17 protein-coding genes are annotated in these 18741 nt (G+C 59.2%); 10 read left to right on the top strand and 7 right to left on the bottom strand.

The window, feature by feature from the left end; all coding sequences use genetic code 11:
- Nucleotides 1-67 precede the first annotated feature (67 nt).
- The gene (locus tag ACYZT8_RS21050; protein WP_461975602.1) at nucleotides 68-1252 is read left to right on the top strand and encodes a thiolase family protein; all 1185 of its coding nucleotides are present in this window, start codon (nucleotides 68-70) and stop codon (nucleotides 1250-1252) included.
- A 138-nt stretch (nucleotides 1253-1390) separates the two neighbouring features.
- Here ACYZT8_RS21050 and ACYZT8_RS21045 read toward each other — a convergent pair whose 3' ends face one another.
- Entirely contained in the window at nucleotides 1391-1585 is a 195-nt protein-coding gene (locus ACYZT8_RS21045) for a DUF6316 family protein (RefSeq protein ID WP_461982581.1), read from the bottom strand.
- Between the two features lie 210 nt (nucleotides 1586-1795).
- On the opposite strand from ACYZT8_RS21045, the gene ACYZT8_RS21040 reads away from it, so the two are divergent.
- On the top strand, nucleotides 1796-2755 hold the full coding sequence (locus tag ACYZT8_RS21040) for a DMT family transporter (protein WP_461975600.1): 960 nt from the start codon (nucleotides 1796-1798) through the stop codon (nucleotides 2753-2755).
- 129 nt (nucleotides 2756-2884) lie between these two features.
- Here ACYZT8_RS21040 and ACYZT8_RS21035 read toward each other — a convergent pair whose 3' ends face one another.
- Nucleotides 2885-4279, bottom strand: coding sequence for a class II fumarate hydratase (locus tag ACYZT8_RS21035; protein ID WP_461975598.1), 1395 nt, complete (start codon nucleotides 4277-4279; stop codon nucleotides 2885-2887).
- Nucleotides 4280-4470: 191 nt separating this feature from the next.
- Between ACYZT8_RS21035 and ACYZT8_RS21030 the strand changes: the two genes are divergently transcribed.
- The 7 genes from ACYZT8_RS21030 (at nucleotide 4471) to ACYZT8_RS21000 (ending at nucleotide 12238) form a co-directional block, all read left to right on the top strand.
- Nucleotides 4471-4995, top strand: coding sequence for a DUF2059 domain-containing protein (locus ACYZT8_RS21030; RefSeq protein ID WP_461975596.1), 525 nt, complete (start codon nucleotides 4471-4473; stop codon nucleotides 4993-4995).
- Between the two features lie 12 nt (nucleotides 4996-5007).
- The gene (locus ACYZT8_RS21025; RefSeq protein WP_008151216.1) at nucleotides 5008-5307 is read left to right on the top strand and encodes a BolA family protein; all 300 of its coding nucleotides are present in this window, start codon (nucleotides 5008-5010) and stop codon (nucleotides 5305-5307) included.
- 102 nt (nucleotides 5308-5409) lie between these two features.
- Nucleotides 5410-6351, top strand: coding sequence for an oxygen-dependent tRNA uridine(34) hydroxylase TrhO (trhO, locus tag ACYZT8_RS21020; protein WP_461975594.1), 942 nt, complete (start codon nucleotides 5410-5412; stop codon nucleotides 6349-6351).
- A gap of 39 nt (nucleotides 6352-6390) precedes the next feature.
- Entirely contained in the window at nucleotides 6391-6993 is a 603-nt protein-coding gene (locus ACYZT8_RS21015; protein WP_461982579.1) for a DsbA family protein, read from the top strand.
- Nucleotides 6986-8803: an ABC transporter ATP-binding protein gene (locus ACYZT8_RS21010; protein ID WP_461975592.1), complete on the top strand. Its 1818-nt coding sequence runs from the start codon at nucleotides 6986-6988 to the stop codon at nucleotides 8801-8803. Before ACYZT8_RS21015 ends, ACYZT8_RS21010 begins: the two co-directional genes overlap by 8 nt.
- 135 nt (nucleotides 8804-8938) lie before the next feature.
- Nucleotides 8939-11398, top strand: coding sequence for an EAL domain-containing protein (locus tag ACYZT8_RS21005; RefSeq protein WP_461975590.1), 2460 nt, complete (start codon nucleotides 8939-8941; stop codon nucleotides 11396-11398).
- Between the two features lie 78 nt (nucleotides 11399-11476).
- The gene (locus ACYZT8_RS21000; protein ID WP_461975588.1) at nucleotides 11477-12238 is read left to right on the top strand and encodes a TenA family transcriptional regulator; all 762 of its coding nucleotides are present in this window, start codon (nucleotides 11477-11479) and stop codon (nucleotides 12236-12238) included.
- Nucleotides 12239-12379: 141 nt separating this feature from the next.
- On the opposite strand, the gene ACYZT8_RS20995 is transcribed toward ACYZT8_RS21000, so the two are convergent.
- From ACYZT8_RS20995 to ACYZT8_RS20975, 5 genes are all read right to left on the bottom strand, one after another.
- Nucleotides 12380-13306 carry a GGDEF domain-containing protein gene (locus ACYZT8_RS20995; RefSeq protein WP_461975586.1) on the bottom strand — a complete coding sequence of 309 codons (927 nt, stop codon included), beginning with the start codon at nucleotides 13304-13306 and terminating at the stop codon, nucleotides 12380-12382.
- 374 nt (nucleotides 13307-13680) lie between these two features.
- Entirely contained in the window at nucleotides 13681-14421 is a 741-nt protein-coding gene (locus tag ACYZT8_RS20990) for a YciK family oxidoreductase (RefSeq protein ID WP_461975584.1), read from the bottom strand.
- 189 nt (nucleotides 14422-14610) lie between these two features.
- Nucleotides 14611-15282 carry an N-acetylmuramic acid 6-phosphate phosphatase MupP gene (mupP, locus tag ACYZT8_RS20985; protein WP_461975582.1) on the bottom strand — a complete coding sequence of 224 codons (672 nt, stop codon included), beginning with the start codon at nucleotides 15280-15282 and terminating at the stop codon, nucleotides 14611-14613.
- Between the two features lie 3 nt (nucleotides 15283-15285).
- On the bottom strand, nucleotides 15286-15984 hold the full coding sequence (gene ubiG / locus ACYZT8_RS20980) for a bifunctional 2-polyprenyl-6-hydroxyphenol methylase/3-demethylubiquinol 3-O-methyltransferase UbiG (RefSeq protein WP_131061361.1): 699 nt from the start codon (nucleotides 15982-15984) through the stop codon (nucleotides 15286-15288).
- A gap of 61 nt (nucleotides 15985-16045) precedes the next feature.
- Complete coding sequence (locus tag ACYZT8_RS20975) at nucleotides 16046-17377, bottom strand: TRZ/ATZ family hydrolase (protein ID WP_461975580.1); 1332 nt, start codon at nucleotides 17375-17377, stop codon at nucleotides 16046-16048.
- Nucleotides 17378-17485: 108 nt separating this feature from the next.
- Between ACYZT8_RS20975 and mtnA the strand changes: the two genes are divergently transcribed.
- A complete protein-coding gene (gene mtnA, locus ACYZT8_RS20970) occupies nucleotides 17486-18562 on the top strand; it encodes an S-methyl-5-thioribose-1-phosphate isomerase (RefSeq protein WP_461955118.1) in 1077 nt (358 codons plus the stop codon).
- Nucleotides 18563-18741: the final 179 nt, after the last annotated feature.

The raw sequence follows: 18741 nt of genomic DNA, 5'->3' as shown, positions 1-18741 counted from the left end.
CGCGGTCGGTTATGGGGTGGACTTATGCTCGGTCCACTCTCAACCGACAACAACAATGAGGTATGCCATGCGTGAAGTGGTGATCGTCGACAGCGTGCGGACCGGCCTGGCCAAATCCTTTCGCGGCAAGTTCAACCAGACCCGTCCCGATGACATGGCGGCGCATTGTGTCGATGCCTTGTTGGCGCGTACCGGGATCGACCCGGCCAGCGTTGAGGATTGCATCGTCGGTGCGGGCTCCAACGAAGGCGCCCAGGGTTACAACATCGGTCGCAACGTCGCGGTGTTGTCGCGTTTGGGTATCGGCACCGCCGGTATGACCCTAAACCGGTTCTGCTCATCGGGCTTGCAGGCCATCGCCATCGCTGCCAACCAGATCGCATCGGGCTGCAGCGACATCATCGTGGCCGGTGGCGTCGAATCCATCAGCCTGACCATGAAAAGCGTCAACACCGACAACCTGATCAACCCGCTTCTGAAAGAGCAGGTGCCGGGCATCTACTTCCCCATGGGCCAGACCGCCGAAATCGTCGCACGCCGCTACAACGTCAGTCGCCAGGAGCAGGATCTGTATGCCCTGCAAAGTCAGCAGCGGACGGCTCAGGCTCAGGCCGCTGGCTTGTTCGATGATGAAATCGTGCCGATGGCGGTGAAGTACCGGGTTGAAGACAAGGCCACCGGTCAGATCCAGATCCTCGACGGGATCGTCGATCGCGATGACTGCAACCGCCCGGACACCACCCTGGAAAGCCTGGCCGGGTTGAAACCGGTGTTTGCCGAGGACGGTTCGGTGACGGCGGGTAACTCGTCGCAACTGTCCGATGGGGCTTCGATGACGCTGGTCATGAGCCTGGAAAAAGCCCTGGCACTGGGACTCAAGCCAAAGGCATTCTTCCGTGGTTTCACGGTGGCCGGGTGCGCGCCGGACGAGATGGGCATCGGTCCGGTGTTCTCGGTGCCGAAATTGCTCAAGGCCAAGGGTTTGCAGGTGGCCGACATTGATCTGTGGGAACTCAACGAAGCGTTTGCTTCGCAGTGCCTGTACAGCCGCAACCGCCTGGAGATCGATAACGACAAGTACAACGTCAATGGCGGCTCGATTTCCATTGGTCACCCGTTCGGCATGACGGGGTCGCGTCAGGTCGGGCACATTGTGCGAGAACTTCAGCGACGTAATTTGCGTTACGGCGTCGTCACCATGTGTGTGGGTGGCGGGATGGGGGCGACCGGGTTGTTTGAAGCGGTGCGTTAAAAACCTCAGAATTTGTAGCGACTGTGAAATAGCCATCGCGGGCAAGCCCGCTCCCACAGGTTTTGTGGCGAACGCGATATTTTTGATCGCCGCCAATCACTGTGGGAGCGGGCTTACCCGCGATGCAGGCGCCTCGGTCTAACTGTGGGCACCCACAAGCTGCATCCGCGCGATATAAGCCTGAATCTCCCGCTCTGCCGCCTGCGGATTATCAAACGGCCCCTCCAGCGTGTTTTCCCGGGTGCTGAAATACAACTCCCCATTCACACGACACACCCGGTCGCAGCGAAAGTGCGTGGCGGGGGCGTTGTCCTGGGCGCGCATGCCGTACATGGCAATCTCCTGAAGGTTGTTCCAGTTGGCGGATCCAATGAGCTTATGCATGAACCACTTGCGGCGCCTGAGCAACTGATCGACGGCACATCGCCAAATTAATGGTGCGACCTGCACAGTTTCATTCGCGGCCAGTCGCCAACTGTCCCTGTGTCGCGCCGGGCTCTGCGCCTAGAATGGTGTTTCTTGCCATCTGGCTTTGGGGTTCGCATGCACATTTCATCCGGTCGCTGGGTTTACGGTCTGTTCCTGGCCTTGTTGACCGCGGTTCTGTGGGGAATCCTGCCGATCAAACTCAAACAGGTCCTGCTGGTGATGGACCCGGTGACGGTGACCTGGTTTCGCCTGACGGTGTCCGGTGGGTGTCTGTTCATTTATCTGGCGGCGACCAAACGCTTGCCGAGCCGCAAAGTCCTCGGCCCGCGCGGTGGCTGGCTGGTGTTGATGGCGGTGCTCGGTCTGGTCGGCAACTACGTGTTGTACCTGATGGGCCTGAACCTGCTCAGCCCCGGCACCGCGCAACTGGTGGTGCAGATGGGCCCGATCATGTTGCTGATCGCCAGTCTGTTTGTGTTCAAGGAACGGTTCAGTGTGGGGCAGGGGATTGGTTTGCTGGTGCTGCTGATTGGCTTCGCACTTTTCTTTAATCAACGCTTGACCGAGTTGTTGACCTCGTTGACCGATTACACCGCGGGCGTGTTGCTGGTGCTGTTGGCGTCGACGGTCTGGACGTTTTACGCGCTGGGGCAGAAGCAATTGCTGACGGTGTGGAATTCGCTGCAGGTGATGATGGTGATCTACCTGTTCTGCGCGCTGTTGCTGACGCCGTGGGTGCATCCGCTGGAAGCACTGCAATTGAGTCCGCTGCAAGGCTGGTTGCTGCTGGCGTGCTGCATGAACACCTTGATCGCCTATGGCGCCTTTGCCGAAGCGCTGGCCCATTGGGAAGCTTCGCGGGTCAGTGCGACACTGGCTATTACGCCGTTAGTGACGTTTGGCGCGGTGGCCGTGGCAGCGTGGGCGTGGCCGGAGTACGTGCATGCCGAGACGATCAATGGTCTGGGGTATGGCGGGGCGGTGTTGGTGGTGGTGGGTTCGGCGTTGGTGGCGTTGGGGCCGTCGTTGATTGCCGGGCTCAAGGCTCGCAAGGTGCGGATGGCGGCCAGTTAAACTGCGTTATCGTTCATCGCAGGCAAGCCAGCTCCCACAGGTTTTGCGCCGGTCACAATTTCCGTGAACGACACAAAACCTGTGGGAGCTGGCTTGCCTGCGATGGCGGACTGCCAGTCACGACTAGATTCAGCCCTTGGCGCCAGCTTCCAACATATTCTCCGGCCTTACCCAGGCATCAAACTGCTCATCCGTCAGATACCCCAACTGCAACGCCGCTTCACGCAACGTCAGCCCCTCGTTGTAGGCCTTCTTGGCAATCTCTGCCGATTTGTCGTAGCCGATATGCGGATTCAGCGCGGTCACCAGCATCAATCCACGTTCAAGGTGTTCAGCCATTTTTGCCGCATCCGGTTCAAGCCCGGCGATGCAATGCTGCTGGAAGTTGCTGCAGCCATCGCCCAGCAGGCGGATCGATTGCAGCAGGTTGTGGATGATCACCGGTTTGAACACGTTCAGCTGCAAGTGCCCCTGACTCGCCGCAAAACCAATGGCGACGTCGTTGCCCAAGACCTGACACGCCAACATCGACAGCGCTTCGCACTGGGTCGGATTGACCTTGCCCGGCATGATTGAGCTGCCCGGCTCGTTGGCTGGCAGTTTCACTTCGGCAAAACCTGCACGCGGCCCGGAACCCAGCAGCCGCAAGTCGTTGGCGATTTTCATCAGGGTCACGGCGAGGGTTTTCAGCGCCCCCGACAGGGTGGTCAGCGGCTCATGGCCGGCCAGCGCGGCGAATTTATTCGGCGCGGTGACGAACGGCAGGCCGGAGAGGGCGGCCAATTCCGCAGCGATCGCCTCACCAAAACCATGGGGTGAGTTCAGCCCGGTGCCGACCGCGGTGCCGCCCTGCGCCAGTTCACAGACCGCCGGCAATGCGCTGCGGATCGCCCGTTCGGCGTAATCCAGTTGCGCGATGAACGCCGAGAGTTCCTGGCCGAAGGTGATCGGCGTGGCGTCCATCATGTGGGTACGACCAGTCTTGACCAGTTTCATGTGCCGCGCCGACAACTCGGCCAGGCCGCCAGAGAGTTCACTTATTGCCGGCAGCAGATGCTGCTGCACCGCCTGAACGGTGGCAATGTGCATGGCGGTCGGGAAGCAGTCGTTGGAGCTTTGGGATCGGTTGACGTGATCGTTGGGGTGAACAGGTGTTTTGCCGCCACGCGGATTGCCGGCCAGTTCGTTGGCGCGACCGGCGATCACTTCGTTGACGTTCATGTTGCTCTGGGTGCCGCTGCCGGTCTGCCAGACCACCAGCGGGAATTGGTCGTCGTGGCTGCCGTCGAGCACTTCGTCGGCGGCCTGTTCGATCAGGCGGGCGATGTCGGCGGGCAGGTCGCCGTTGCGGTCATTGACCCGCGCCGCGGCTTTCTTGATCAGGGCCAGTGCGTGCAGCACGGCCAGCGGCATGCGTTCATTGCCAATGGCGAAATTAATCAGCGAGCGTTGCGTCTGAGCGCCCCAGTAGGCTTCATCCGGGACTTCCACCTGGCCAAGGCTGTCGGTTTCGATACGGCTCATCTTGCACACTCCTGTAGGTCGATAGCGCAGTTTAGGCCGTGATCGCCGGCCGTGGTTCCATCAGTCTGGATTTTGACCGTTCACCCCCTCTAATTCAGGCCTGACAAGGCTTGGGGTTGAGTGACACACTTTTTTAGGCGCAGAATGGACGCCCTTGGGGTTTTACCTCGCCTGCTAGAAAAGGAAACTCGATGACTCGTCTTCGTGCCATCTGTACCGCGGTTGCACTGGTTTGCGCCAGCGGCCCTGTTTTTGCCGATACCGCCAGCCACAACGCCAGTGCCGAAGCTTTCCTGACCCTGGCGCACGCTGACAAATTGGGCACTCCGGTGTACATGCAAGTGCAGCAAATGTTCGCTCAGCGCTTTCAACAGACCAAAGCCCCTGAGTCGAAAAAAGCCTTGCTGGAAACCTACCAGGCCAAAGCCAACGCCGCGCTGGACCAAGCCATTGGCTGGAACAAGCTGAAGCCGGACATGGTCAAGCTCTACACCACCAACTTCAGCGAATCGGAGCTGAAAGACCTGGTCGCGTTCTACCAGTCGCCACTGGGCAAGAAAGTCCTGGAAAAAATGCCGCAGCTGACTCAGCAATCGGCCCAGATGACTCAAGCCAAGCTGGAAAGCGCGGTGCCTGTGGTCAACAAACTGCTGGCTGACATGACTGCCGAGCTGGAGCCTAAAGGCGCCGCCGCTCCAGCCAAGAAAAAGCCTTAAGCGGAGTTGGGTATGACCATGCAACAACGCATCGAATCGACGCTGGGCCTGTTGCAGCCGCAGCATCTGCAAGTGCTGGATGAAAGCCACATGCACAGCCGTGGGTTGCAGACCCACTTCAAGGCTGTGGTGGTCAGCCAGCAGTTCGAAGGGCTCAACCGCGTCAAGCGTCACCAGAAAGTCTACGGCACGCTCGGCGAGCTGATGGGTGAGTTCCATGCGTTGGCGCTGCATACCTACACGCCGGAAGAATGGGCACAGATCGACGCGGCTCCGGCCTCGCCGACCTGTGCGGGCGGCAGCAAGCATTAAACCCACGTTTTTTGCTAGAATCCGCAACGCGCCGCTCACCCGGCGCGTTTTTTTTGGAATCCGGTTCACCCTTTACGAGGGTAGCCACCTGGAGAATCACCCATGACACAACAGATTGTCGTGGCGGCACTGTATAAGTTCGTCACTCTGGAAGACTACGTCGCCCTGCGCGAGCCATTGCTGCAAGCCATGGTCGACAACGGCATCAAAGGCACGCTGCTGATTGCCGAAGAAGGCATCAACGGCACCGTGTCCGGCAGCCGTGAGGGCATTGACGGGCTGATGGCCTGGCTCAAGAACGACCCGCGCATGGACGATATCGACCACAAAGAGTCGTACTGCGACGACCAGCCGTTCTACCGCACCAAGGTCAAACTCAAGAAAGAAATCGTCACCCTCGGCGTCGAAGGTGTGGACCCGAACAAAAAGGTCGGCACCTACGTCGATCCACAGAACTGGAATGCGCTGATCAGCGATCCTGAAGTGCTGTTGATCGACACCCGCAACGATTACGAGGTCTCGATCGGCACCTTCGAAGGCGCCATCGACCCGAAAACCACCAGTTTTCGCGAATTCCCCGACTACATCAAAGCCCATTTCGACCCGGCCGTGCACAAGAAAGTCGCAATGTTCTGCACCGGCGGCATCCGTTGTGAGAAGGCGTCGAGCTACATGCTCAGCCAGGGTTTCGACGAGGTCTATCACCTCAAGGGCGGCATTCTGAAGTACCTCGAAGAGGTACCGCAGGAAGAAACCAAATGGCAGGGCGACTGCTTTGTGTTCGACAACCGCGTGACCGTGCGCCATGACCTCAGCGAAGGCGACTACGATCAATGTCATGCCTGTCGTACGCCGGTGAGCGTAGAAGACCGCGCGTCCGAGCATTATGTGGCCGGCATCAGCTGCCCGCATTGTTGGGATACGCTGAGCGAGAAAACCCGTCGCAGCGCCATTGATCGGCAGAATCAGATCGAACTGGCCAAGGCGCGCAACCTGCCTCACCCGATCGGCTACAACTACAAGCAAACTCCTTCAGAGGCTTGAACCATGTCTGCCCAACGCCTGCTCTATGTGATGGACCCTATGTGTTCCTGGTGCTGGGGCTTTGCGCCCGTCGCCAACGCGCTGGTCGAGCAGGCGCACGCGGCGGGGGTGGAATTGCATCTGGTGGTGGGCGGTTTGCGCACTGGCAGCGGTGCGGCGCTGGAGCCGACCACCCGGCGCTATATCCTTGAGCACTGGCAAGCCGTCACCGAGGCCACCGGCCAACCGTTCAAAATCGAAGGCGCGCTGCCTGACGGATTTGTCTATGACACCGAGCCTGCGTGCCGGGCGCTGGTGACGGCACGCAACCTGGCACCGGATTGCGCGTGGAAACTGCTCGGGCTGATTCAGCACGCGTTCTATGCTGAAGGTCGAGACGTCACCCACGCCAGTGTGCTGGTCGAGTTGGCCGAGCAAGCCGGCCTGCCACGCATCGAGTTTGCCGCCGCGTTCGACCGTGCCGATCAGCACGCCGCGACCGCTGCCGATTTCACCTGGGTCCAGGACCTCGGCATCGCCGGATTCCCTACGCTGTTGGCCGAACGTAATGGGCAATTGGCGCTGTTGACCAATGGCTATCAGCCGCTCAGCGTATTGTCTCCGTTGCTCGGCCGCTGGCTGGAGCGCGCTGCCTGTGCATGACGTGCCCGATGACACGCCAGCTCCCAAGCGTGTCGATCGATTGAGTTGGGCTGAAATACGTCGCTTGGCCCTTCACCATAAAAAATCCCTGTGGATCGCCAATGGCGTGGCGGTGTTGGCCACCCTGTGCAGCGTGCCGATTCCTCTGCTTCTGCCCTTGCTGGTAGACGAAGTGCTGCTGGGGCACGGCGATTCCGCGCTGAAAATCATGAACCACGCGTTGCCTGAAGGCTGGCAGAAAGCGGCGGGCTATATCGGCCTGATGCTGCTGGTGACCTTGTTCCTGCGTTGTGGCGCCTTGCTGTTCAACGTGGTGCAGGCGAAGTTGTTCGCGGCGCTGGCCAAAGACATCGTGTATCGCATCCGCATACGGCTGATCGAACGGCTCAAGCGCATTTCCCTGGGCGAGTACGAAAGCCTGGGCAGCGGCACGGTGACCACGCACCTGGTGACGGACCTGGACACGCTGGACAAATTTGTCGGCGAGACACTGAGTCGATTCCTGGTGGCGATGCTGACCCTGGTTGGCACCGCGAGCATCCTGATCTGGATGCACTGGAAGCTGGCGCTGCTGATCATGCTGTTCAATCCGCTGGTGATCTACGCCACGGTGCAACTGGGCAAGCGGGTCAAGCACCTGAAGAAACTCGAGAACGACAGCACCTCGCGTTTCACCCAGGCCCTGACCGAAACCCTCGACTCGATTCAGGAAGTACGCGCCGGTAACCGTCAGGGGTTTTTCCTCGGGCGTCTGGGCCAACGAGCCCGGGAAGTGCGCGATTACGCGGTGAACTCACAGTGGAAAACGGATGCGTCGAACCGCGCCAGTGGCCTGCTGTTCCAGTTCGGCATCGATATTTTTCGCGCAGCGGCGATGCTCACCGTGTTGTTCTCCGACTTGTCCATCGGCCAGATGCTGGCGGTGTTCAGCTACCTGTGGTTCATGATCGGTCCGGTGGAGCAGCTGCTCAATTTGCAGTACGCCTATTACGCCGCGGGCGGTGCGCTGTCGCGTATCAACGAGCTGCTGGCCCGCGCCGATGAGCCGCAATACCCCGGCGGTGTCGATCCGTTCCAGGGGCGGGACACCGTGGGCATCGAAGTCCAGGGCTTGAGTTTCGGGTACGGTGACGAGTTGGTGTTGAACCAGATGGACCTTTCCATCGCCCCCGGCGAGAAAGTGGCGATCGTCGGCGCCAGTGGCGGCGGCAAAAGCACGCTGGTGCAATTGCTGCTCGGGTTGTACACGCCCCTCGCCGGGACCATCCGTTTCGGTGGCTCGACCCAGCAAGAAATCGGCCTGGAGACCGTGCGCGAAAACGTCGCCGTGGTCCTGCAACACCCCGCGCTGTTCAACGACACCGTTCGCGCCAACCTGACGATGGGCCGTGTGCGCAGCGACGAGGCGTGCTGGCAAGCGCTGGAAATTGCCCAGCTGAACCAAACTGTTCGAGCGTTGCCTGATGGTTTGGACAGCATTGTCGGACGTTCAGGTGTGCGTTTGTCCGGTGGCCAGCGGCAACGGCTGGCGATCGCGCGGATGGTGCTGGCCGAACCCAAGGTAGTGATTCTCGATGAGGCCACCTCGGCGCTGGACGCGGCCACCGAATACAACCTGCACCAGGCGCTGGCGCGGTTCCTGAGCCACCGCACCACGCTGATCATTGCGCATCGGTTGTCGGCGGTGAAGCAGGCCGATCGGGTGCTAGTGTTCGACGGTGGGCAAATTGCCGAGGATGGTGACCATCAGCAACTGATTGCCGAAGGTGGTTTGTACGCCAAACTTTATGGGCATTTGCAGCAGCATTAATGACAGTTCGTGCCAGGTTGACGCCAGATTGCGCACAAATATCGGCGCTGGCTTGCCGGGATCCAATACGCACCCTAGTCTAGCTGTAGCGATCACGTTGGATGATGATCTGGCAGTGCTAATGCAAGGGACCTCATGAAGCAAAAGCGGACTCTCGGAACCCCAAGGTTATTGGGCATCGTCTGGCCATTTATTGCCGTAGTGCTATTTCAAGCGCTGTTGGGCGGGGTCAGTCTTTATGTACTTTCGGCGGTTCGCGGCTATGTGGCCGGGGAAAGCCTGTGGTCCAAGGGCCAGAAGGACGCCATCTATTACCTCAATCTCTACGCGGACAGTCGCGATGAGGCCATTTTCCACAAGTACCAGAACGCGATTGCCGTACCGCAGGGTGGCCACGAGTTGCGCGTGGCGCTGGATCACCAGCCACCGAATATCGAATCCGCGCGGGTGGCAATTCTCAAGGGTGGCAATCACCCCGACGACGTCTCCAGCCTGATCTGGCTGTACCTCAATTTCCGGCATTTCAGCTACCTGGAAAAAGCCATCGACCGCTGGACGGTGGGTGACGCGTACCTGGTGCAACTCGATAACGTCGCCCGGGAGATGCATCAGCGCATTACCGAGCGCCAGGCTTCGGACGCCGACATCAAACGCTGGAAAGACCAGATATTTGAGATCAACGATGGTGTGACGCCTGCTGCCAAAGCCTTCAGCGATGCCTTGGGCGAGGGCTCGCGCTTGATTCTGCGCCTGCTGCTGGTGACAAACCTGGCCACGGCCCTGGGTTTGATTGCATTGGCCCTGATGCGCACGCACAAACTGCTCAAGCAGCGCCATGCCTTTGCCGAGGCATTGCAGTTGGAGAAAGACCGCGCGCAGATCACCCTGCAATCCATCGGTGACGGGGTGATCACCACGGATGTCGACGGTGCAATCGCCTACATGAACCCGGCTGCCGAAGCGTTGACTCACTGGAAAGGCGAGCAAGCCATCGGTTTGCCGCTGGCAGCCTTGTTCAATCTGCTGGATGAAAACGCCCAGGCTGATGGTTTTACCCTAATCGAGCACATTTTGAGCGGTCAGCTCAGCGGCGGCAGCGAACATTCCAAGCTGATCCAGCGCCTGGATGGCAGCACGGTCTCGGTCACCCTGGTCGGGGCGCCGATCCGCAATACCGGCAAGGTCAGTGGCGCCGTACTGGTGTTGCATGACATGACTCAGGAGCGGCAGTACATTGCCAATCTGTCCTGGCAGGCGACCCATGACGCCTTGACCGGGCTGGCCAATCGTCGCGAGTTCGAGTATCGCCTGGAGCAGGCGTTGCACAACCTGACGCGGTACGCCGGGCGCCACGCCTTGATGTTCCTTGATCTGGACCAGTTCAAACTGGTCAACGATACCTGCGGCCATGCGGCGGGTGACGAGCTGCTGCGGCATATCTGCGCGCTGTTGCAGTCGGGCCTGCGCGAAGGCGACACCCTGGCCCGGCTGGGCGGTGACGAATTCGGCATTTTGCTGGAAAACTGTCCGCCGGAAGCGGCCGAGAAAATTGCCGAGAGCCTGCGCCATACCGTGCAGAACCTGCACTTTGTCTGGAAAGGCCGGCCATTCGTCACGACCGTGAGCATCGGGATGGTTCATATCGCGCAAACCCCGACAACCCTCGAAGCTTCGCTGCGTGCCGCGGATATGGCCTGTTACATGGCCAAGGAAAAGGGGCGTAACCGTGTTCAGGTGTATAACGCCGATGATTCGGAGCTGTCGCTGCGATTCGGTGAGATGGCGTGGGTACAGCGCCTGCACATGGCACTGGAAGAGGACCGCTTTTGCCTGTACTCCCAGGAAATCGCCCCCCTTGGACATACCGAGCGCGGCGGCGGGCATATAGAAATCCTGTTGCGTCTACATGATGAAGCCGGGCGCATGATATTGCCTGATAGTTTTATTCCGGCCGCAGAGCGTTATGGTTTGATGACTGCACTTGATCGTTGGGTAGTGCAGAACGTCTTCAAGATCATTGCCCAATGTATAGCCGAAGAGCGCAAAGGTCCTTTGGCGATGTGTGCGATTAATCTGTCAGGCACTACTATCGGAGATGACGCGTTTCTGGACTTCCTGAGGGAACAGTTTGTTGCATGGTCTATTCCACCTGAAATGATTTGTTTTGAAATTACAGAAACCAGTGCAATTTCAAATCTGGGAAGTGCAATTAGATTTATCAATGAACTCAAAGGTTTAGGCTGCCACTTTTCATTGGATGACTTCTGCGCCGGGATGTCCTCATTCGCCTACTTGAAACATTTACCTGTAGACTTCTTGAAGATCGATGGAAGTTTCGTAAAGGATATGCTGGACGACCCGATTAACCGCGCCATGGTCGAAGTGATCAACCACATCGGCCATGTCATGGGTAAGCGTACGATTGCCGAGTTTGTAGAAACACCCCAGATCGAGCAGGCATTGCTGGAGATCGGGGTGGATTTCGCTCAAGGGTATGTCATTGAACGCCCGCATCTGTTTACCTGCGATAGTTTGCAAAGTCGTCCTGCCAGGCCTCAACCTTTGTTGTTCAAGGCGCCCGGCACGTTCCGTTGAAATCTCTTGCTGATCCTAACAATCACAATCAAAAGGAGCCCGACAGTGATCGACACATTCAACCGAACCGGACCACTCATGGAAGCTGCAAGTTATCCCGCCTGGGCGCAACAGCTCATCAAGGATTGCAGCGAGAGTAAGCGCCGGGTTGTCGAACACGATCTGTATCAGCGCATGCGAGACAATAAACTCAGCGCAAAAACCATGCGTCAGTACCTTATCGGTGGCTGGCCCGTAGTTGAACAGTTCGCGTTATACATGGCACAAAACCTGACAAAAACCCGTTTTGCCCGCCATCCAGGCGAAGACATGGCGCGTCGCTGGTTGATGCGTAACATTCGTGTCGAACTTAACCATGCCGATTACTGGGTGAACTGGAGTCGGGCTCATGGTGTGAGCCTGGAAGACCTTCAAGCGCAACAGGTTGCCCCTGAGTTACATGCGTTAAGCCATTGGTGCTGGCACACCAGTTCGGCGGATTCGTTGATTGTCGCCATTGCCGCGACCAACTACGCCATCGAAGGCGCGACCGGGGAGTGGTCTGCACTGGTCTGTTCCAATGGTGTCTACGCGGCAGCGTTTCCGGAGGAAGATCGCAAGCGGGCCATGAAGTGGTTGAAGATGCACGCCCAGTACGACGATGCCCATCCATGGGAAGCGCTGGAAATCATCTGCACGCTGGCAGGCATGAACCCGAGCAAATCCCTGCAAGTGGAGTTGCGCGAGGCGGTCTGCAAGAGCTACGACTACATGTACCTGTTTCTGGAGCGCTGCATGCAACTGGAACACTCAGAAAAGGCACCGGTCGCGCGTGAGCGCATGGCATTGGCCGAAAGCTGATCCATAGGCAACACGCACCAAAAAATGTGGGAGCGGGCTTGCTCGCGAAGGCGGACTGACATTCAACGATGATGTTGACTGACAATCCGCTTTCGCGAGCAAGCCCGCTCCCACATTGGTATGCGGCGCAGCTATAAAGTTTTAACCCGCCATGGCCAACCGGTTACGCCCTTCGCGTTTGGCGACATACAGCGCGCTGTCGGCCCGTCGTAACAAACTCTCGGCAGACTCGCCGGGCAGCAGAGTCGAGCAACCCAGGCTGACTGTCAGCTCGACCATATTGCCATCGGCCTTGTAGTTCTGGGCCTGCGCGGCAAACCGCAGTCGTTCGCCGACCATGGCGGCGGCTTCCCGGCTGGTGTTGGACAGCAGGATAAGGAACTCTTCGCCCCCAAACCGGAACACCATGTCCACATTGCGCAACTGGTTTTTGATCGCGGCTGCGACAGCCTTGAGTACGTCATCGCCCGCACTGTGGCCGTAATTATCGTTAACGTTTTTGAAGTGATCGATGTCGAGCATCAGCAGCGACAACGGCATCAAGTGGCGGCGCGACATCTCTATTTCACGCTGCAAGGTCTGATCCATGGCAACGCGGTTACCGGTTTCGGTCAATGGATCGCGCAATGCACTTTGAGTCGCGGCACGGTAGAGCAGGGCGTTACGCATCGGGAACAGGAGCGTGGACAGTAACGACTCCAGATTGCCCTGTTCGTATTCGCTGAATCGCTGATTACGACGGAACACCAGCTCACCCAGGTTCTCGCCGTCATGGCTGAGGCAATAGGTGACTGAATGATGGCCGCGCTGACCGAACTCCAGGCGCAAGTCACTGGCCGGGTGCTGAAAATTCAGCGCGTCCAGCGGTACAAGGCGCTGAATTTCGCGGAAGAAAAGTCCGAGAATGCGTTGTGGCTCAAGACTGGTTTGCAGCTGCTGGCCGAGTTGCTGGCGCAATTGTGCAAGGCTGAATGGCCGCTCCAGAATGGGAGGTTGCTGACCAAAGCCCAGGCGTTGCAATTTGGCGCTGTCGAAGTCAATTGCGTTGGTCTGGGATGGTGATTTCATATGGCGTGAGCCCCTAAGCAGTAAGGCTGTCTTACAGGCTGGGTGAGAGCGGCTTTGGGCTGCGCGTCATACTGGTCCATCAGTCCCGTAGGACATTTGGCGCAAGTTTAGTCCGCTTTATCGAAGATTAGTAACCTATCGACTGCGGCGTCTGCCCGATTGCTTTCACACGGCGTGTCTGAGCAAATTTAGAGCGAAAGTCATGCCAATGAGTTCCTTCTAATAAAAAGCATTCAAAATCAATATCTTGAGAGAGTTTTGATGATTTTTTGCCCAAAAGGGCGACGGCCATTTGACTGAAACGGACGTAGTTAGAAGGCACTTTGAGTGCCGCGTCGGGAATTCGACGCGACACAAAAAGCGACGTGCGGTTGTTACTGAGCGTTGAAAGCCTGGCCGTTGATGCCCGTGCTGTCCGGGCCCATCAGGTAAAGGTAGACCGGCATGATCTCTTCGGGTGTCGGGTTGTTCAGTGGGTTTTCACCCGGGTAGGCCTGGGCGCGCATGCTGGTGCGGGTGGCTCCCGGGTTGATGCTGTTGGAACGCACCGGTGCCACGGTGTCGACTTCGTCGGCCAGGGTTTGCATCAGGCCTTCGGTGGCGAACTTGGACACGCCATAAGCGCCCCAATACGCACGACCCTTGCGACCGACGCTGCTGGAGGTGAACACCACCGAAGCGTCCTGGGAGAGCTTAAGCAGGGGCAGCAAGGTGCTGGTGAGCATGAACATGGCGTTGACGTTGACGTGCATGACGCGCATGAAGTTCTCGCCGGACAGTTGCTCGATCGGTGTGCGCGGTCCAATGATCGACGCGTTGTGCAGCAAACCGTCGAGATGGCCGAACTCTGTTTCGATCATCGCGGCCAGCTCATCGTATTGATGAGGCAGCGCGGTTTCGAGGTTGAACGGGATTACCGCGGGTTGCGGATGCCCGGCGGCTTCGATTTCGTCATAGACCTGAGTCAGATTGGCCTCGGTCTTGCCTAGCAGCAGTACGGTTGCACCATGAGCCGCGTAGGTTTTCGCAGCCGCAGCGCCAATGCCGCGACCTGCGCCGGTGACCAGGATGATCCGGTCCTTGAGCAATTCAGGGCGGGCGGAATAATCAAACATAAGAAACCTCACAACAATTCAACACAAAGGCGGACACCGAACCTGTGGCGAGGGAGCTTGCTCCCGCTCGACTGCGAAGCAGTCGCCAAATCAGCAGATACGGTGTGCCTGACAGAATTTGGTTGTAGGTGGAGGGGGCGCTTCGCGCCCCAGCGGGAGCAAGCTCCCTCGCCACAAAATCTGCGGTACTCAGCAGCTACAGAGGGCGCTATCCAACACCTTGCGCAACTCCAGCGGATGATCAACCACCACATCCGCCCCCCAGTGCCGAGGATTGTCATCCGGGTGAATGTACCCGTAGGTCACCGCAGCGGTCTTGGTGCCGGCATCGCGACCGGACTCGATATCGCGCAGATCATCGCCCACAAACAGCACGCTGGCCGGGTCCAGGTCGAGCATCTTGCACGCCAGGATCAACGGCTCCGGGTCCGGCTTGCTGTTCTTCACATGATCCGGGCAGATCAGCAGCGCCGAGCGTTCTGCCAGCCCCAGTCGTTGCATGATCGGCTCGGCGAAGCGCACAGGCTTGTTGGTCACCACGCCCCAGATCAGGTTGGCTTTCTCGATATCGGCCAATAGTTCGCCCATGCCGTCGAACAGCTTACTGTGAACCGCGCAATCCTTGAGGTAGCGCTCGAGGAACTCCAGGCGCAGCTCTTCAAAGCCCGGGGATTCCGGGTCCATGGAGAAGGTCACGGCGACCATCGCCTTGGCGCCGCCGGAAATCTCGTCGCGGATGTGTTTGTCGTTCACCGGCGGCAAGCCGCGATCGGCACGCATCGCCTGGCAGATAGCAATGAAGTCCGGCGCGGTGTCGAGCAGCGTGCCGTCCATGTCGAAAAGGACTGCTCTGATACGCATCGGCTATTCCTCCCGCAGGGTCTGGATCATGTAGTTGACGTCCACATCGGCCGCCAGTTTGTAATGCTTGGTCAGCGGGTTGTAAGTCAGCCCGATGATGTCCTTGACGGTCAGGCCGGCCATGCGGCTCCAGGCACCCAGCTCGGAAGGGCGGATGAATTTCTTGAAGTCGTGGGTGCCGCGTGGCAGCAGCTTCATGATGTATTCAGCGCCGACGATGGCGAACAGATACGCCTTCGGATTGCGGTTGATGGTGGAGAAGAACACCTGGCCGCCCGGTTTGACCATTTTGAAGCAGGCGCGGATCACCGACGATGGATCCGGCACGTGCTCCAGCATTTCCAGGCAGGTGACCACGTCGAACTGCTCGGGCATTTCTTCTGCCAGCGCTTCGGCGGTGATCTGCCGGTATTCGACGCTCACGCCGGATTCCAGCTGATGCAATTGCGCGACCGCCAGCGGCGCTTCGCCCATGTCGATGCCCATGACGGTAGCACCGCGCTGGGCCATGGCTTCACTGAGAATGCCGCCACCGCAGCCCACATCGAGGACTTTCTTGCCGGCCAGACTGACCCGCTCGTCAATCCAGTTGACCCGCAGCGGGTTGATGTCGTGCAGCGGTTTGAACTCGCTTTCACGGTCCCACCAGCGATGGGCCAGGGCTTCGAATTTGGCGATTTCGGCGTAGTCGACGTTGCTCATGGTTTAAGTCCTCTAAAACTTGAAAAATCCTGTTGCCCCGGTGTTCAGTCCGGGGGGCTTACTATTCGGTGTGGCCGCTGATGCGTTGACCCCAGGCCTTGGCCGTGGCGCAGAGCTGTTCTTCGTCCAGGCGGGTCAAGCGACGGTCGTCGAGCAGTTGCTTGCCGGCGACCCACAGGTGTTTCACGCAGTCCCGGCCGGTGGCGTATATAAGCTGCGAAACCGGATCGTAGACCGGCTGCTGCGCCAGGCCCGACAGATCGAATGCCACAATGTCCGCGGCTTTGCCGACTTCCAGCGAACCGACTTCAGCCTCGATCCCCAGCGCACGGGCGCCGTTGAGCGTGGCCATGCGCAGCGCGCGATGGGCGTCCAGCGCGGTGGCCGAACCGGCGACAGCCTTGGCCAGCAACGCGGCAGTACGGGTTTCGCCGAGCAAATCGAGGTCATTGTTACTGGCCGCACCATCGGTGCCGACGGCGACATTGACGCCGGCCTGCCACAGGCGCTCGACCGGGCAGAAGCCGCTGGCCAGCTTGAGGTTGGATTCAGGGCAATGAATCACATTGGTGTTGCTTTCTACCAGCAACACCAGGTCTTCATCGCTGATCTGGGTCATGTGAACGGCCTGGAAGCGCGGCCCGAGCAGGCCCAGACGGCCAAGTCGAGCCAGTGGGCGTTCACCGCGCTGCTCGACCGATTGCTGCACTTCGAAAGCGGTTTCATGGACGTGCATGTGAATCGAGGCGTCCAGTTCTTCGGCGATCACCCGGATTTTTTCCAGGTTTTCGTCGCCAACGGTGTAGGGCGCATGGGGGCCGAACGTGACTTTGATCCGCTCGTGGTGCTTGAGATCGCCGAATAGCTCGACGCCCTGACGAATGGCTTCGTCCGCCGTGCTGGCGCCTGGAATCGGGAAGTCGAGGATCGGAATCGCAATCTGTGCGCGAATGCCGCTGTTATGCACTCGCTCGCTGGCAACCTTCGGGAAGAAATACATGTCAGAGAAGCAGGTGATGCCACCTTTTATCTGCTCGGCGATGGCCAGGTCCGTGCCGTCGCGTACAAAGGCTTCATCGACCCACTTGGCCTCGGCGGGCCAAATGTGGTTTTCCAGCCAGGTCATCAGAGGCAGATCGTCGGCCAGGCCCCGGAACAGTGTCATCGCTGCATGCCCGTGGGCATTGATCAGGCCGGGGCAGAGCAACATGTCCGGCAACTCACGTACTTCGGTTGCGTTAAGCTTCAGCGCAGCCGACCGTGGGCCGATAAACACGATACGCCCGTCGCGAATGCCCAGGCCGTGCTCTTTGAGGACAACACCAGCGGGTTCGACGGGTACCAGCCAGGTCGGCAGCAATAACAGGTCGAGCGCAGCGGCAGTGTTCGGCATCGAAGGTCGGTTCCAGTGCTTTTGTAAAGGATGGCGAAGTATACCCGAGCGTCTTGGCGGGGGGATCGCTATAATCGGCGGCTTTTGTTCATGAGTGCGGGGTGTGGGATGCGCGATCGACTGTTGGCTGCGGAGAAGGTGAAGGCCATCGATTGGCGTGATGGCGTCCTGTACCTGCTGGATCAGCGTATTTTGCCGTTCGAGGAAACGTGGATCGCCTACACCAGCGCCGCTGGCGTGGCCGAAGCCATTCGCTCGATGGTGGTGCGCGGCGCGCCGGCGATTGGCATCAGTGCCGCGTATGCCATGGTGCTGGCAGCCCGCGCCCGCATTGCCGAGGGCGGTGACTGGCAGGCCGCGTGGGAAGAGGATTACGCGTTGCTGGCCGATTCCCGTCCGACGGCGGTGAACCTGTTCTGGGCCTTGGCCCGCATGCGTGACCGCCTTGATCGTCTCAAGGGCAATGCCGACCCTCTGGCGGCGCTGGAGGCGGAGGCCATCGCCATTCATGAAAGCGATCGCGAAGCCAACCTGACTATGGCGCAACTGGGTGTAGACCTGATCCGCAAGCACCAGGGCAATGCTCAGGCCATCCTGACCCACTGCAACACCGGCGCACTGGCCACCGGCGGCTTCGGCACGGCCCTGGGGGTGATTCGCGGGGCCTTTATCGAAGGCATGGTCGAGCGCGTCTACGCCGACGAAACCCGCCCATGGCTGCAAGGTTCGCGGTTGACTGCATGGGAATTGGCCAATGAAGGCATTCCCGTGACCGTCAACGCCGACTCTGCCGCCGCGCACATCATGAAAACCAAAGGCGTGACCTGGGTGATCGTCGGCGCCGACCGGATTACCGCCAATGGCGACGTGGCCAACAAGATCGGCACCTATCAGCTGGCGGTCAACGCCATGCACCACGGCGTTCGCTTCATGGTGGTGGCGCCGAGTTCGACCATCGACATGAACCTGGCCAGCGGCGATGAGATTCCTATTGAAGAACGCGATGGTCGCGAGTTGCTGGAAGTCGGCGGCAAGCGGGTCGGGGCGGATGTCGATGCGTTCAACCCGGTGTTCGACGTGACCCCGGCAGACCTGATCGATGCGATCGTTACCGAAAAAGGCATCGTCGAGCGCCCGGACACCGCGAAAATGGCGCAGTTGATGTGCCGCAAGCGTCTGCATTGACCTTTTCTGGTGTCTGAAATATCGCAATCGCGGGCAAGCCCGCTCCCACAAGGTTCTGTGTCGTACCGAAAATCCCGGGCATGCCATGAACCCTGTGGGAGCGGGCTTGCCCGCGATGAGGCCCGCAAAGTCAATAAATCAGCTTGAATTCTGCATTCGGCAACCCTCTAAGCCTCTCT

It is taken from the genome of Pseudomonas sp. LB3P93, from assembly GCF_054898025.1.
This window is presented reverse-complemented; position numbering and strand designations above follow the sequence as displayed.

What these genes read in the sequence shown, in the direction of transcription:
- ACYZT8_RS21050 (WP_461975602.1), top strand. Translation starts at nt 68, where the DNA reads ATGCGTGAAGTGGTGATCGTCGACAGCGTGCGGACCGGCCTGGCCAAA.
- ACYZT8_RS21045 (WP_461982581.1), bottom strand. Translation starts at nt 1,585, where the DNA reads ATGTACGGCATGCGCGCCCAGGACAACGCCCCCGCCACGCACTTTCGC.
- ACYZT8_RS21040 (WP_461975600.1), top strand. Translation starts at nt 1,796, where the DNA reads ATGCACATTTCATCCGGTCGCTGGGTTTACGGTCTGTTCCTGGCCTTG.
- ACYZT8_RS21035 (WP_461975598.1), bottom strand. Translation starts at nt 4,279, where the DNA reads ATGAGCCGTATCGAAACCGACAGCCTTGGCCAGGTGGAAGTCCCGGAT.
- ACYZT8_RS21030 (WP_461975596.1), top strand. Translation starts at nt 4,471, where the DNA reads ATGACTCGTCTTCGTGCCATCTGTACCGCGGTTGCACTGGTTTGCGCC.
- ACYZT8_RS21025 (WP_008151216.1), top strand. Translation starts at nt 5,008, where the DNA reads ATGACCATGCAACAACGCATCGAATCGACGCTGGGCCTGTTGCAGCCG.
- trhO (WP_461975594.1), top strand. Translation starts at nt 5,410, where the DNA reads ATGACACAACAGATTGTCGTGGCGGCACTGTATAAGTTCGTCACTCTG.
- ACYZT8_RS21015 (WP_461982579.1), top strand. Translation starts at nt 6,391, where the DNA reads ATGTGTTCCTGGTGCTGGGGCTTTGCGCCCGTCGCCAACGCGCTGGTC.
- ACYZT8_RS21005 (WP_461975590.1), top strand. Translation starts at nt 8,939, where the DNA reads ATGAAGCAAAAGCGGACTCTCGGAACCCCAAGGTTATTGGGCATCGTC.
- ACYZT8_RS21000 (WP_461975588.1), top strand. Translation starts at nt 11,477, where the DNA reads ATGGAAGCTGCAAGTTATCCCGCCTGGGCGCAACAGCTCATCAAGGAT.
- ACYZT8_RS20995 (WP_461975586.1), bottom strand. Translation starts at nt 13,306, where the DNA reads ATGAAATCACCATCCCAGACCAACGCAATTGACTTCGACAGCGCCAAA.
- ACYZT8_RS20990 (WP_461975584.1), bottom strand. Translation starts at nt 14,421, where the DNA reads ATGTTTGATTATTCCGCCCGCCCTGAATTGCTCAAGGACCGGATCATC.
- mupP (WP_461975582.1), bottom strand. Translation starts at nt 15,282, where the DNA reads ATGCGTATCAGAGCAGTCCTTTTCGACATGGACGGCACGCTGCTCGAC.
- ubiG (WP_131061361.1), bottom strand. Translation starts at nt 15,984, where the DNA reads ATGAGCAACGTCGACTACGCCGAAATCGCCAAATTCGAAGCCCTGGCC.
- ACYZT8_RS20975 (WP_461975580.1), bottom strand. Translation starts at nt 17,377, where the DNA reads ATGCCGAACACTGCCGCTGCGCTCGACCTGTTATTGCTGCCGACCTGG.
- mtnA (WP_461955118.1), top strand. Translation starts at nt 17,486, where the DNA reads ATGCGCGATCGACTGTTGGCTGCGGAGAAGGTGAAGGCCATCGATTGG.